Source organism: Bradyrhizobium sp. 22, from assembly GCF_000482425.1.
GTDB lineage: Bacteria > Pseudomonadota > Alphaproteobacteria > Rhizobiales > Xanthobacteraceae > Bradyrhizobium > Bradyrhizobium japonicum_B.
Genome location: NZ_KI519399.1, coordinates 1,392,565 through 1,406,152, shown reverse-complemented (window position 1 = coordinate 1,406,152; position 13,588 = coordinate 1,392,565). Strand labels below are relative to the sequence as shown.

Annotated in this window: 12 protein-coding genes; 4 read left to right on the top strand and 8 right to left on the bottom strand. The window is 62.9% G+C overall.

What is annotated here, in order from left to right; all coding sequences use genetic code 11:
* The first annotated feature begins 277 nt into the window (after positions 1–277).
* Positions 278–2,092, top strand: a complete 1,815-nt coding sequence (gene mutL / locus K410_RS0107960; protein WP_028134358.1) for a DNA mismatch repair endonuclease MutL — start codon at positions 278–280, stop codon at positions 2,090–2,092.
* Between the two features lie 89 nt (positions 2,093–2,181).
* On the opposite strand, the gene rsmD is transcribed toward mutL, so the two are convergent.
* Complete coding sequence (gene rsmD, locus K410_RS0107955; protein WP_028134357.1) at positions 2,182–2,736, bottom strand: 16S rRNA (guanine(966)-N(2))-methyltransferase RsmD; 555 nt, start codon at positions 2,734–2,736, stop codon at positions 2,182–2,184.
* A gap of 140 nt (positions 2,737–2,876) precedes the next feature.
* A complete protein-coding gene (locus tag K410_RS0107950) occupies positions 2,877–4,946 on the bottom strand; it encodes a pseudouridine synthase (RefSeq protein WP_028134356.1) in 2,070 nt (689 codons plus the stop codon).
* Positions 4,947–5,065: 119 nt separating this feature from the next.
* Between K410_RS0107950 and tadA the strand changes: the two genes are divergently transcribed.
* Complete coding sequence (gene tadA / locus K410_RS0107945) at positions 5,066–5,524, top strand: tRNA adenosine(34) deaminase TadA (protein ID WP_049819961.1); 459 nt, start codon at positions 5,066–5,068, stop codon at positions 5,522–5,524.
* Positions 5,525–5,663: 139 nt separating this feature from the next.
* On the opposite strand, the gene K410_RS0107940 is transcribed toward tadA, so the two are convergent.
* The 4 genes from K410_RS0107940 to K410_RS0107925 all read right to left on the bottom strand — a co-directional run bounded on the left by K410_RS0107940 (position 5,664) and on the right by K410_RS0107925 (position 10,227).
* Positions 5,664–6,566 carry an alpha/beta fold hydrolase gene (locus K410_RS0107940; RefSeq protein WP_028134354.1) on the bottom strand — a complete coding sequence of 301 codons (903 nt, stop codon included), beginning with the start codon at positions 6,564–6,566 and terminating at the stop codon, positions 5,664–5,666.
* A gap of 207 nt (positions 6,567–6,773) precedes the next feature.
* A complete protein-coding gene (purD, locus tag K410_RS0107935) occupies positions 6,774–8,057 on the bottom strand; it encodes a phosphoribosylamine--glycine ligase (RefSeq protein WP_028134353.1) in 1,284 nt (427 codons plus the stop codon).
* 757 nt (positions 8,058–8,814) lie between these two features.
* Complete coding sequence (locus K410_RS0107930) at positions 8,815–9,417, bottom strand: hypothetical protein (protein WP_028134352.1); 603 nt, start codon at positions 9,415–9,417, stop codon at positions 8,815–8,817.
* Between the two features lie 297 nt (positions 9,418–9,714).
* Complete coding sequence (locus K410_RS0107925; RefSeq protein ID WP_155253283.1) at positions 9,715–10,227, bottom strand: hypothetical protein; 513 nt, start codon at positions 10,225–10,227, stop codon at positions 9,715–9,717.
* Between the two features lie 884 nt (positions 10,228–11,111).
* Here K410_RS0107925 and K410_RS36605 point away from each other — a divergent pair.
* Positions 11,112–11,399, top strand: coding sequence for an REP-associated tyrosine transposase (locus K410_RS36605; RefSeq protein WP_245269339.1), 288 nt, complete (start codon positions 11,112–11,114; stop codon positions 11,397–11,399).
* Positions 11,400–11,507: 108 nt separating this feature from the next.
* On the opposite strand, the gene K410_RS0107910 is transcribed toward K410_RS36605, so the two are convergent.
* Entirely contained in the window at positions 11,508–12,320 is an 813-nt protein-coding gene (locus tag K410_RS0107910; RefSeq protein WP_028134350.1) for a nickel-binding protein, read from the bottom strand.
* A gap of 470 nt (positions 12,321–12,790) precedes the next feature.
* Between K410_RS0107910 and K410_RS40800 the strand changes: the two genes are divergently transcribed.
* The gene (locus tag K410_RS40800; protein ID WP_210164232.1) at positions 12,791–13,057 is read left to right on the top strand and encodes a hypothetical protein; all 267 of its coding nucleotides are present in this window, start codon (positions 12,791–12,793) and stop codon (positions 13,055–13,057) included.
* A gap of 40 nt (positions 13,058–13,097) precedes the next feature.
* Here K410_RS40800 and K410_RS37970 read toward each other — a convergent pair whose 3' ends face one another.
* On the bottom strand, positions 13,098–13,286 hold the full coding sequence (locus K410_RS37970; RefSeq protein WP_063831410.1) for a hypothetical protein: 189 nt from the start codon (positions 13,284–13,286) through the stop codon (positions 13,098–13,100).
* Between the last annotated feature and the right edge of the window lie 302 nt (positions 13,287–13,588).

Sequence of the window (13,588 nt, the reverse complement as noted above, 5' to 3'; positions counted from 1 at the left end):
CCGCAGCGCCGTTCGCCTGGATCGAACCGTGACATCGCGTCAAGCGTGCGAACGGCGCGGTGCTCATCCAAGCCGTATCGTGTGTTGATGGTTTAGGGATTTCGCGGCGGTTTCGCGGAATTGCACTCCTCATATGCGGCAACGCGCGAGCCCGCGCCGCATTCGTCAACGACCGGTGAATGCTGGAGATTCCCACATCTGGTATGTGGGAAGCGCAACCTTCCCCATGCATTTGTTGCGAGGTGGCGTTAGATTGGGACATTCGCCGAGTGAGCTCATGCCCGTCCGCCAACTTCCAGAGCAGATCGTCAACCGCATCGCCGCCGGCGAGGTGGTCGAGCGCCCCGCGAGCGTGGTCAAGGAACTGGTCGAAAACGCGATCGATGCCGGCGCGAGCCGGATCGACGTCTTCACCGAAGGCGGCGGGCGGCGGCGGATCGGCATCACCGATGACGGCGGCGGCATGACCGCGAAGGATCTCGCCCTCGCGGTCGAGCGCCATGCCACCTCCAAGCTCGACGACGAGGACCTGCTCCAGATTCGAACCCTCGGCTTCCGCGGCGAGGCGCTGCCCTCGATCGGCTCAGTCGCGCGGCTCTCCATCACCACGCGCCACGCCAGCGAGCCGCATGCCTGGGCGCTGACGGTCGAAGGCGGCGAGAAATCCGAGATCATGCCGGCGGCGCTGGCGCACGGCACGCGCGTCGAGGTCGGCGACCTCTTCTATGCGACGCCGGCGCGGTTGAAATTCCTCAAGACCGACCGCACCGAAGCCGAGGCGATCCGCGAGGTGGTGCGGCGTCTCGCCATGGCGCGGCCCGACATTGCTTTCACGCTGGCCGGCGAGGAACGCGCGCCGGTGACCTGGGCCGCCGCGCTGCCCGGCGCGGCCGGACGGCTGACCAGGCTCGGCGACATCCTGGGCGCGGAGTTTCGCAGCCACGCCATCGAGGTCCATGCCGAGCGCGAGGGCATCGTCGTCGCCGGCTATGCGGCGGCACCGGCGCTGACCAAGGCCAACGCGCTCGGGCAATATCTCTTCGTCAACGGCCGTCCGGTGCGGGACAAGCTGATTCTCGGCGCCGTGCGCGCAGCCTATTCCGACTATCTGCCGCGTGACCGCCATCCGGTACTGGCGCTGTTCGTCACGCTCGATGCGCGCGAGGTCGACGCCAACGTGCATCCGGCCAAGACCGAAGTGCGGTTCCGCAATGCCGGCCTTGTCCGCGCGCTGATCGTGCACGGATTGAAGGAGGCGCTGGCGCGCGAGGGCCGGCGCACCGCTGCCAATAGCGGCGAGAGCGCCTTGTCCGCGTTCCGGCCCGCTTTCACGCCGCCGCGTCCCGCGAGCTGGGATTGGCGCGCCTCGCCCGCCGCCCCTGTTGCGCCGATGCCGTCATTCGAGGGCTCCGCGACATCCGCTCTAGCGGAGCGTGCGCAGGCCGCGTTCGATGTCGGTGCTCCCAGCGCGGACGTGCGATTCGAGACGCAGCCGGTGGCGGACCTCGTCGACCGCCCGCTCGGCGCGGCGCGCACGCAGATCCACGAGACCTATATCGTCTCGCAGACCCGTGACGGCCTCATCATCGTCGACCAGCACGCCGCGCATGAGCGCATCGTCTATGAGCGGCTGAAGGCCTCGATGGCCGCCAACGGCGTGCAGCGGCAGATCCTGCTCATTCCCGAGATCGTCGAGATGGACGAGGCCACGGTCGAGCGCCTGCTGGAGCGCAGCGAGGAACTGGCCTCGTTCGGCCTCGCCATCGAATCCTTCGGCCCCGGCGCAGTCGCGGTCCGCGAGACGCCCTCGCTGCTCGGCAAGACCAATGCCGGCGGCCTGTTGCGCGATCTCGCCGAGCACATGGCCGAGTGGGACGAAGCGCTGCCGCTGGAGCGCCGCCTGATGCACGTCGCGGCGACCATGGCCTGCCACGGCTCGGTGCGCGCCGGCCGAAGGCTGCGGCCGGAGGAAATGAACGCACTGCTGCGCGAGATGGAGGACACGCCGAATTCCGGCCAGTGCAATCACGGCCGGCCGACCTATGTCGAGCTGAAGCTGAGCGACGTCGAGAAGCTGTTCGGGCGGAGATAGTTCTGGTCGTGTAGGATGGGTAGAGCGTAGCGAAACCCATCCTTCCACCCAGGCAGTGAGACGATGGGTTTCGCTTCGCTCTACCCGTCCTACCGCTTCCTCAAGAACACGAACTCCGTGTCGTCGTAGGCGCGCCGCTCCAGCTCCTCGTATCCTTCCGGCGTCACGAACTGCGCGGCCTTCGCCTCCTCCACCACCAGCAGCGCGCCCGGCGTCAGCCAGCCGCCGTCGCGCAAGGACGCCAGCGCCTTCTCCGCAAAACCCTTGCCGTAGGGCGGATCGAGGAACACCAGCGAGAACGGCTCGACGGGATGCGCGGGGCCGAGATCGGTCGCGTCGCGGCGATAGACCTTGGTGACGCCACCCAGGCCCAGCGTCTCGACATTGTTGCGCAACAGCGCCCGCGCTTCCGCGCCATTGTCGACGAACAGCGTGAACTTCGCCCCGCGCGAGACCGCTTCGATACCGAGCGCCCCGGTGCCGGCGAACAGGTCGAGCACGCGCGCATCGGCAATCGGATCGTCATAGGCGTGCACGAGGATGTTGAACACGGACTCGCGCAAGCGGTCCGCCGTCGGGCGGATGTCGCGCGAGGACGGCGAGGCCAGATTGCGCCCCTTCAAGCGACCGCCAACGACGCGCATTACACGACTCCGTCATGCCCGGGCTTGTCCCGGGCATCCACGTTCTTCAGTAGCAGGCGCAAGCAAGACGTGGATGGCCGGGTCAAGCCCGGCCATGACGACCTGTTGCGCGGTGTCGGCGTCGCTCCAAGCATTGAAGCTTACTCGCCATCCCGTGGCGTCAAGTCGCGCTTGCCGTGATAGCCGCGCTTGGGACGGCGCGGCGGGCCGTAACCGCTGGCCTGTTCCTCGTTGCGTTCGCGTGCCTCCTCGCTGCCGGTGCGCTGCACCAGCACGCGGCGGCCCTTGCGGTCGTTGATCACGGCGCGCTTGCTGGCGGGCTTCGTCTCGCGCGGCGCATCGTCCTCGCGCGCGGCCGGCTTCGCGGGCACGTCGAACTGCGCCCCCGACTTCTCGATCACCTTGTCGCCGAGCTGCTCGCGCAGCACCCGCGACTTGATCTCCTCGACCTGGCCTTCCGGGACCTCGCCGAGCTGGAACGGGCCGTAGGAGACGCGGATCAGCCGGTTCACCTCGAGGCCGAGATGGGCGCAGACGTTGCGCACCTCGCGGTTCTTGCCCTCGCGGATCGCGAACACCAGCCAGACATTGGCGCCCTGGTCGCGCTCCAGCGTCGCCTCGATCGGACCGTATTTGACGCCCTCGATCTCGACGCCGTTCTTGAGCTCGTCGAGCTGGGCCTGGGTGACGTCGCCGTGGGCGCGGACGCGGTAGCGGCGCAGCCAGCCGGTATCGGGCAGCTCCAGCGTGCGCGCCAGCCCGCCGTCGTTGGTGAGCAGCAAGAGGCCCTCGGTATTGAAATCGAGCCGGCCGACGCTGATCAGCCGCGGCAGACCTTCCGGCAGATTGTCGAACACGGTGGGACGCCCCTCGGGATCGTCATGCGTGGTCATCAGCCCGCGCGGCTTGTGATAGAGGAACAGGCGCGTGCGCTCGCGCTCCGGCAACGGCTTGCCGTCGACCATGACGACGTCGTTCTTGGTGATGTCCAGCGCGGGCGAGTTGATGACGCGGCCATTGACGGTGACGCGGCCTTGCGTGACCATCTCCTCGGCGTCGCGGCGCGAGGCGAGGCCCGCACGTGCCAGCACCTTGGCGATGCGCTCGCCGGCCTTCTTCGGCTTCGGCTCTTCGTCCCGGCGCGGCCGCCGGTCGACGTCACGATCGCGCTCGCGATAGGCACCGCGGCCGCCGAAGGCGGGACGTCTCTCGAAGATCCTGCTGTCATCCTCGTTTTCGCGGCGCGGGCGATCGCCGAAACGGCCTTCGCTGCGCGGATGCTCGTGCCAATCGGAACGGCCCTCAGACCGCTCGCGCGGACGATTGAATTTCGGCCGGTCGCCGCCGCGGTCGCCATCGCCGTCACGACGGGGCCGGTCGAATTTTGGACGATCCTCGCGCGGACGGTCGAATTTGGGCCGCTCGCGGAACGGGCGATCGCCCGATGCGCGATCGTCGCGTGAGCGCGAGAACCGCGGACGGTCGTCACCGCGGCCGCCATCGCGATGTTCGTCGCGCTTCTGCCAGGGCTTGTCTCCGCTGCGGTCACGGCCGCCGAAATCCTTGCGCGGACCCTTGCCAAAATCCTTGCGCGGCGGCCGATCGCCGCGCGGACGGTCGTCGCGCTTCTGCCAGGGCTTTGACTCGCCGCGATCGCCACGATCGCGATCCGGACCGCCCCGCGAAAACTTCCGCTCGCCGTCGAACGAACGCTCCGGACGGTCGCCGCGCGGCGAATACGGCCGCTTGTCGCCGAACTTCTTGTCGCCGAACCGGCCGGCGGGACGGGACTCATCGCGATCCCGGCTGCGCGGCGGACGGTCGTCACGGCCTTGGGACGGGCGGTCACCGCGCGGCTTGAAGGAGCGCTTGTCGCCATCGCGCGATCCACGATCGGAGAAAGGACGGTCGCCACGTGGCTTGAAGCTGCGCTCGCTGCTGCGATCGTCGCGCTTGAAGCGCGGACGGTCGGACGAATCCCGGCGCGGGGCATCGCCCTCCTCGCGGCGGCGGAAAGGGCGGCTGTCGCGATCGCCACGGGGCGGGCGGCTGTCGCGGTCGCCCCTGCCCTCGCTCCTTCCCTCTTTCTTGCCCTCGAAGCCGCGCTTGGCGAACTTCTTCTCGGGGCCGCGCGCCTTGCCGCTGCGGCCGCCTTTGGGCGGGCCTCGCCGGCCGCGGGAATCGTTGTCTTTGTCGCTGTCGCGAGGCATGAATGATCTCACTTGGGGGTAGCGCGATGAGCATTGCGCGCGCTCGTTCCGAGCCGCATGCTCAGGCAAAATCGGTATCCACTCTTGCTGAAGGCGGAGCTACTAGCAGGTTTCTGGCGATGATACGAGGCTTGAAAGCCCCCTCTTTCATGGATTTGGCGCTTCAGGCGGCCGAAAATGCCGGAAAAGCCGGCGAAGTTCCTGTTGGATGCGTGGTGGTCCGCAATGACGAGGTGATCGCCACCGCCGCCAACCGGACGCTGACCGACCATGATCCGACCGCCCATGCCGAAATCGTCGCGCTGCGCGAAGCCGCAAGGAAGATCGGCAGCGAGCGCCTCGTCGACTGCGACCTCTACGTGACGCTGGAGCCCTGCACCATGTGTGCGGGCGCGATCTCGTTTGCAAGGGTCAGGCGGCTCTATTACGGCGCCGCCGACCCCAAGGGCGGCGCGGTGGAATCAGGCGTGCGGTTCTTTGCCTCCCCAACCTGCCATCACGCGCCGGACGTCTATTCCGGCGTCGGCGAGACCGAGGCGGCGCGGCTGCTCAAGGAGTTCTTTCGGGAGCGGCGCTGAGTGCTCCACACTCCGCTGTCATGCCCCGCGCAGGCGGGGCATCCAGTAAGCCGCATCGAGTGAACCACATTCGTCTCGGAGTACCGGATCGTCCGCCTTCGCGGACGATGACAGTTGAGTGTGTGGCGGAGGGCGGTGCCTAGGCCGAGAAGAACTCCCGCAACGCCTTCGCGGTCACGTCCGGGTTCTCCTCCGTCAGGAAGTGCCCCGCATCCACCGGCATGCCGTCGACGTTGGTGGCCCATTGCTTCCACGTATCGAGCGGCGTCGCGGCGGCTTGGGCCACGCCGGCATTGCCCCACAGTGCCAGCATGGGAATGGTGATCTTCTTGCCGGCCTCGAAATCCGCCTTGTCGAGGTCGTAGTCGAAATAGGCGCCGGCGCGATAATCCTCGCACATCGCATGGATGCGGGCGGGATCGCGGAACGGGGCGAGGTAATGTTCGAGCGCTCGCGGATCGATCGCGTCTAACGTCTTCGATTTGGTCTGGCTCGCCATCTTGAAGCGCAGGAAGAACTCGCCTTGGCTCGAGATCAGCGTCTCCGGCAGCGGATAGGGCTGCGCCAGGAAGGTCCAGTGATAGATCTTCAACGCGTAGGCGCGGTTCATCCGCTCCCAGTAATTATAGGTCGGCAGGATATCGAGCACGGCGAGCTTCGACAGCCGGCCGGGATGGTCGAGCGCGAGCCGATACGACACGCGGCCGCCGCGGTCGTGACCGGCGAGCGCGAAATGCACATGGCCGAGCCGCTCCATCATTTCGACCATGGCCTTGGCCATCGCGCGCTTGCTGTAGGGGATGTGCAGCGCGTCGCTCTCGGGCATGTCGGACCAGCCGTAGCCGGGTAGGTCGGCGATGATCAGCGTGAAGTGCTCGGCCAGCTCAGGCGCCACCTGGTGCCACATCACGTGGGTCTCGGAGAAGCCGTGCAGCAGCAACAGCGGCGGGCCCTTGCCGCCGACGCGGGCGAAGACGCGGCCGAACGAGGTATCGATCCATTCGGCGGCAAAGCCAGGATAGAGGTCGGCGAGATCGGACATCTTGTTGCATCCTTGAGGGGTCAGTCGGGGCCGGCCCCCGACACCAAAAAGTGCGAAAACAACCCCATGCACAGTAGCGGTATGATCATCGGGGTCACTAAGCCCAATGACTGATTACATATTCTGGGGTGCGCATGTGGCGATCCGGTGACACAAACCTCGAGATTTGCGGATCGGCGCGTCCGGCGCGCCGTCCGGAATGACGAGCTAGCCCTTGGCCTTCTCCGCCTCCACCGCCTGCCAGCCGATGTCGCGGCGGCAGAAGCCCTCCGGCCAGCGGATGCGGTCGACGGCCCGGTAGGCCCTCGCCTGCGCTTCGGTCACGGTCGCCCCCAGCGCGCAGACATTGAGCACGCGGCCGCCATTGGCGAGGATCGCACCGTCCTTCGCCACCGTGCCGGCGTGAAAGATCTCGACATTGTCCACCTTGGCCGCTTCATCGAGCCCCTCGATGCGCGTGCCCTTCTGGTAGTCGCCGGGATAGCCTTGTGCGGCCATCACCACGGTGAGCGCGCTTTCCTTGTGCCAGCGCAGATCGAAATTCTTCAATTGCGCGTCGCAGGACGCCAGCAGCGCTGGCACGAGGTCGCTCATCATCCGCAGCATCAGCACCTGGCATTCAGGGTCGCCGAAGCGCACGTTGAACTCGAACAGCTTTGGCCCCTGCGTCGTCAGCATGATCCCGGCATAGAGCACGCCGCGGAACGGGGTGCCGCGCTGCTTCATCCCTGCGACCGTCGGCAGGATGATCTTGGCCATGATCGCGTCGTGGATGGCCGGCGTCACCAGCGGCGTCGGCGAATAGGCGCCCATGCCGCCGGTGTTCGGGCCGACGTCGTGATCGAACACGCGCTTGTGGTCCTGGGCGGAAGCCAGCGGAATGGCGGTCTCGCCGTCGCACAGCGCAAAGAAGCTGATCTCGCGGCCCGGCAGAAACTCCTCGATCACGACCTCAGCGCCAGCCTCGCCAAAGGCACCCTCGAACATCATGGCGATGGCGTCCTCGGCCTCGCGCACGGTCTTGGCAACGACGACGCCCTTGCCGGCGGCGAGGCCATCGGCCTTCACGACGATCGGCGCGCCCTGGCTCTGCACATAGGCGCGCGCGTCGGCTGCCTTGGTGAACCGCTTGTAGGCCCCGGTCGGAATGCCGAACTCGGTGCACAGCGCCTTGGTGAACCCTTTGGAGCTTTCGAGCTGCGCCGCCGCCTTGCTCGGCCCGAACGCCTTGATGCCGGCGGCCGTGAGATCATCGACGATGCCGGCCGCCAGCGGCGTCTCCGGCCCGACCACCACGAGCTCGACCGCGTTCGTCTTGCAGAAGTCGATCACCGCCGCATGGTCGGCCACATCGAGCGCCACGCATTCCGCCTCCCTGGCGATGCCGGCATTGCCGGGCGCGCACCAGAATTTGGTCACCAGGGGAGAGGCCGCGATCTTCCACGCCAGGGCATGTTCGCGGCCGCCGGAACCGAGCAGGAGAATGTGCATCGAAGGCTCAAGATGAGGGGTTTTGCTGGGGGCGGAAGTCGCATGAATCGGGGTGGGGCTCAAGGGGGATGGGGGGCTGGGCTCCCCGGCATTCCGGGGTGCGGCGCGTTGGCGTGACCGCACCTTCGACCATCAATTTGCCCACCGCCGCAGTCGGTCTCCCAGGCAAGATTGAAAGGGACCCGAAGGACGATCCGAAGAAACTCATCGACCACCGGGAAAATATTATGATCCGGACTAAACCTTGCGACGGGACTTCGGGATTTCAACGAGAAGGATCTCGGCTAGCTTGTCGATGCAGGCATCACTCTGGAGCGAAAGATCGTCAGCTCCTTGATTCCAAAGCTCCCCTATTCTCGCGCGGGTTTCTCGAACAACTTCGATCGAGTCAGCGTCGTCGCATTCTGAAGCGACTTTCTCATTCACCCAGTCCCAAGTCAGAAGGACATCAGCAAGTGTAAGCTTCGTAGCTCGCGCTATGCCTTGTACGCTTCGTGGATCTCGGATAACCCGCTTCAACACTCGCCCATGATCGTGAAAAAGCGTGCCCTGATTAGCGCGAACGCACCGGGTATATAGGTCCCAAAGCTTTTCAGCACGTGTCATTTTACAAGCAACCTCCGGCTGTTCTATGGCGGCGTTGTCTTGATCCTGCTGATTCCATCCCAACGCGTGAAAATAACTTCAGCCTTTTCTCGGTTGAAGAATAGGACACCGCGCTCACCACTCCTAATCAGTAACCCCGATATCGATCCCGTTACGCTTCAAGTGTGTAGGTTGGTGCTGGGGCTTTGAGCATGTTGCGGCTCGTGTCGAGAGCAAACCCCAATGTAAGCAGAAAAGTGCCCGCGAAGAACGAACCGATCGCGACGACTTCGAGTGGTGCGCCGATTTGGGCGAGCAGAAGCACTCCGACCAATCCGCCTCCGGCCATCGTGGCCATGGCAGAATTGACGAAGTATCCGACCAACGCAAACGACGCCCCAATAATAAGGACGCAGATGGTCACGAACGTGACCCTGAGCGTCGAAACATCATGCATCTTAGCTTCTTCTGTATCGCCTTCCCCAGCGTCATCCGGCACGACCCTTTTCGTCATCGTCTGGAGATTGATCACTGCATAAAGGCAGATGGGGATTGCTACGATCACAATGATAACGAATGGAACAGCCTCCAGGGCGAACACGATGTGCTCCGAAAGCGTGAACATCGTGAAGTACGGCAACCCAATGCCGCCAAAAAATCCGACATCATAGGTTATGGCGAGCGCTGTACCTAAGAGTGGCACAATCACAATGGCATCTTTCAGGTGAGGCAGCAGGGCCCCCAGTTTCGATAATATCTGACTTAATGGGTTCATGCGGCTATCAACCTAGAGCTTCACTTAGGTGCCCATTCCAAATCGGAGACCCTTCTGATGATTGGTATGACTACGGCTAGTATTACGATGACAGTGCTGTCACCGTAGTCCCGGGCGGTCAATACAGCACGCGTCCAACAGGCCCGCGAATTTGTGTGGAGATGCGATGACTCACAGCGAGGTTTTGTCGAAAAGCATTTTGCCAAACTCCCCGAACGCGAGCTACTCACCGAGGCGCAAATGCGGGAAGCCATCAACGCCGCGCGCGGGGCAACAGCAAAAAACTTTGAGGAGTAATCACGCAGGAGCTTTTTCGTCGCAATACCTCTTGGTGTGTTCGTTCTCCAAATCCTTTTCCTCATAGATCCTGCGAAACAACGCCAAGACCCGCTCACAGTAGTTCGTGATGTCGTCAGCGGCCTGCCTTAATCGAGCAGGATCAGTGCCGCCGCGCATCAAGCCGAACTGCCCCTCTCCCGTCCGCTGGTAACGGAGGAATTCGATCTTCGCATTTCCCGCCTTATCCATCTCGGCAGAGACCCACCCATGGGCCATGAAAAGCCGAATTTCATCGAACTCGCTCAGCCCGTCGCACGCCGCGTACAGCTCGTCCCGGTACTTCTCGTAGCCTGGGCGATTAGCGATTTCCTTCGCGGCCTTGATGCGCTTGTCGATCAGATACGGAAACTTCAGATCGAGGATAACGGAAATATCTGCTAGGATAAATTCGACCTGGCTGTAGGAAGTCATGATCCTGCCGCGCAGGTATATGCACTCGTCAACCAACGCCTTTTGTTCATCGGTGAGCATGGCAAAGCCTCTAATCAAAGGGGCGCGGTATAGACACTGGAATTGCGGCGATTCTAGAGCCGGTAGAACGCTAGGAGCATCGCCACCACACTGACTGCGGCAACGATGCCCATCGCCCCTTGGGCACTCACCCTGCAGCCCCAGAAGTCGAACTCGAATTTCGGTGGTTCAGACATGACACAGCTCTCCATTGAAGAAGTTCAGAGCTGTGTTCCGGGGGATTTAGGTTTGTCGGCTGTTTCTTGAGTCGGCGCAAGAGTCCGCCGACTCGCTTCCACGCATATTGTAGCTTATCATACAAACCGCCTCCTGTATGACATTGAGATCATTGATAATTAGCTGACAGCAAAGGGATATTATCCACAGGGTCTATGGGCGCTCCAGCATCCGCCTCGCTAGGCCGTCCGCTTAGACGCCCCCCTCGAACATCCACGGCCCAGGACTGACGCCGAGGGCTTCCCATTGCCTTTTTACTCGGCATGGGTCTCCCCATGACGCTGCTCAAAACTCGTGGTCGGCGTCGTATTCGAGGTGAGCCTTCTTGGAGAGGCCGACAGCGAAGACGTGGTGAGCCTTCATCCCTGCACCGGTTTCCCAAAAAGCTACGCCGCGAGGATGAGAGCGCTCGACCGCACGGAGGTTTGGGTAGATCGGGCACGGGTGCCAATCGCTTTGCAGCCAAGTGCCGAACTGGTCGAAATATCGGTTATCAGCGGCGTTTGGCTTGCTCAGATAGCTTGCCTCTTCTGCTGGGCGTCTCTGTCCCACCGAGCAATTTCCGCTGTAGCCCGTAGGATGGGTTGAGCCCTTGCGAAACCCATCGCGCTTGTTTCGTGATAAGATCGCGTCATGACTGCGTACCGCCGCAACTTCGTTCCGGGTGGGTGTTTCTTCTTCTGGCGCGCAACGAGAGGATATCCCAAAGCCGCTCGGCCAAAGGTGAGCGGGGCATCTGGCAACGCAGATATTGGGAGCACACCATTCGCGACGAAGTCGATTTCGCGCGGCATCTCGACTACGTTCATATCAATCCGGTCAGGCACGGGCTCGCCAACCGGGCGCGCGACTGGGCGCCCTCCTCGTTTCATCGCCTCGTCAAGCTTGGCAATGACCCGGTCGATTGGGCCGGCGATCAGTCGGATGACGGCCGCGATTACGGTGAGCGGGGATAGAGCAGCGATGGGTTTCGCAAGGGCTCAACCCATCCTACGAGCTGCTACGAGCTAGGCGCTGCAAGACTGCGATGGGCCAAACGCAGACGTCGCCAGTGGTCGCGACAGTTAACGCCATTCGATTCCGTATGCATCAATGGGCTGCTGAAAGCCTTTGAGATGGTAGGCACCCAAGCTTGACACTTGCATGCGATCTCGGATGCAATCCTGTACAGCCTTTGACACCAGAATGGCATCGGGGTCGGCCAACTGACACAAGCGAGCGGCCAGTTGAACGGTCGCACCGAAAAGGTCGTTGCTGTCAGCAATCGGCTCGCCGACATCGATGCCAATTCGCACCTGAAGCTTCTCCTTGCTTGCCAGATTGAAGGCTTCAAATGCACGCTGGATGGCGCGGGCGCATTGCACGGAGGCAGAGGCGTCGGCAAAGGATGCCATGATACCATCGCCGGTGTGCTTCACCACATGCCCGCCCTCGTCCTTCAAGGCCCGGCGCACCAGCGCGTCATGAGCCCGAACCATCTCCACTGAACGGGCATCGCCAAGACGCTCCGTCATGCTGGTCGAGCCAACGATGTCGGTGAACATGATAGCTCGCAGCGCCGAATCGAATTTGACATCGTCTGACCCGCCGCCAGGGACCGGGTCGGACACCCTCCCCAGAAACGCCTGGACCGCCGAGAGGTCCACTTCGATGACATCTTTCGCTACGTCGCCGTGAGCTTCGTCATGAACCCTCATCGCCGTTCGGATATCCGGTGCGTCAATGAGACAGAAGCCCGTCCCGCGCGATTCATCAAACCAGTACGTTAGAAAACGAACGCCGTATCGATCTTGCACTTCCAAATCTTTGCGATGCGCCTCGGCGATATCGGCGGCAGTCAGCCCCGAGAGATCGTGTCGATCGAGGAAAATTGGCATCGGCAGCACCCTGTCCAATTCTTCGAAATATGGCCTGAAGTCTGCACCAGGCTTGAAGTTCCCGAAAGGGCCAATCCCTGCGTCCTGATGTCAGCGCCGGGGCCAATAGCGACATTGTAGCGGCCACAATGCCTGGACTTGGCGATTCCAGGAGACGCCTTCGAGGGAGTCCCTGTGATATCTTGATTCGATGCAGCTTATTTTCATCTATGGGCAAGTCGCCTCGGGAAAACTGACTATCGCGCGCCATCTTGCCTCCCGGAAAGGGATTGCGCTGTTTCACAATCACCTCGTCGTCGACGCAGTTGGCGCAGTGTTTCCGTTTGGTACGGAGGCATTCTCGCGTTTGCGCGAACAGTTCTGGCTGACCGTATTCGAGGAAGCTGCCAGACAGAAGCGGTCGTTGATATTCACATTCGCCCCCGAGCCGACGGTGGCTGGAGACTTTTCCGGTCCGGGTACAGGAACTGGTGGAGCGGAACGGCGGGGAGGTCATCTTCGTAGCACTTCACCTGGAACAGGCCGAGCAAGAGCGACGTCTGGTTGATGAAGATCGTGCCGCCTTCGGCAAGATGCGGGATCTGTCGCTGCTTCGCACACTCCGACCGCAGTTCGACGCCTGCATGCTGTCGATGCCTCAGCCCGCACTCACCATCGATGCAGGTCATCTGAAGCCGTCCGAGAGTGCCGAGGTCATCTCACGCCTGATCTCGGCAGAGCCTGAGCGAGAGACCTAGACTAATGCGTGACGAGATCAGGTTTGATTGCGGCCTGGATTCACCGTTCTTGTTTCTCCTCTGCGCTTTTTCCATCGGAGCTTTTCGAGCGCTCTTCGAAGCGATCAGCCCCCTTGGCTAGATCGTGCCCCATCTTGCTCTCGTTCTTCGCTTCTTCCTTGGAAGCCGCTTCACGCAAGCCTTCGGCGGCCTGTGCTCCCGCCTTTGATGATTTTCGTTCGTCATCCATTTGGTGGGCTCCTCCTGATAAGACGCCTCCCAGGAAATTCGCTGGTCTATCCCGGATTGACGTACCAACGTTCCAATCAGATCGCCTGGACATTGTTCCCGGTTTCGTTGAGGCTCTGCGTGGAGCCGCGGCACACATCAGCCGAACAGGCCGGGCCGACTTCGATGCGTCAATCCAGCTTCCATGCGGGCCCATTAGCGCTGGAAATGTCTGCCCCGGGTCCGGGGCGCGCACAGCGCGAACTCGGTATCCATTGGGTCGCAGCTTCGGCGGAGGGATGGATTCCGGGTTCGCGCCCAAGA

Bases quoted from the DNA above. Each gene is read 5' to 3' on its own strand.
- mutL (WP_028134358.1), top strand. From the start codon at position 278: ATGCCCGTCCGCCAACTTCCAGAGCAGATCGTCAACCGCATCGCCGCC.
- rsmD (WP_028134357.1), bottom strand. From the start codon at position 2,736: ATGCGCGTCGTTGGCGGTCGCTTGAAGGGGCGCAATCTGGCCTCGCCG.
- K410_RS0107950 (WP_028134356.1), bottom strand. From the start codon at position 4,946: ATGCCTCGCGACAGCGACAAAGACAACGATTCCCGCGGCCGGCGAGGC.
- tadA (WP_049819961.1), top strand. From the start codon at position 5,066: ATGATACGAGGCTTGAAAGCCCCCTCTTTCATGGATTTGGCGCTTCAG.
- K410_RS0107940 (WP_028134354.1), bottom strand. From the start codon at position 6,566: ATGTCCGATCTCGCCGACCTCTATCCTGGCTTTGCCGCCGAATGGATC.
- purD (WP_028134353.1), bottom strand. From the start codon at position 8,057: ATGCACATTCTCCTGCTCGGTTCCGGCGGCCGCGAACATGCCCTGGCG.
- K410_RS0107930 (WP_028134352.1), bottom strand. From the start codon at position 9,417: ATGAACCCATTAAGTCAGATATTATCGAAACTGGGGGCCCTGCTGCCT.
- K410_RS0107925 (WP_155253283.1), bottom strand. From the start codon at position 10,227: ATGCTCACCGATGAACAAAAGGCGTTGGTTGACGAGTGCATATACCTG.
- K410_RS0107910 (WP_028134350.1), bottom strand. From the start codon at position 12,320: ATGCCAATTTTCCTCGATCGACACGATCTCTCGGGGCTGACTGCCGCC.
- K410_RS37970 (WP_063831410.1), bottom strand. From the start codon at position 13,286: ATGGATGACGAACGAAAATCATCAAAGGCGGGAGCACAGGCCGCCGAA.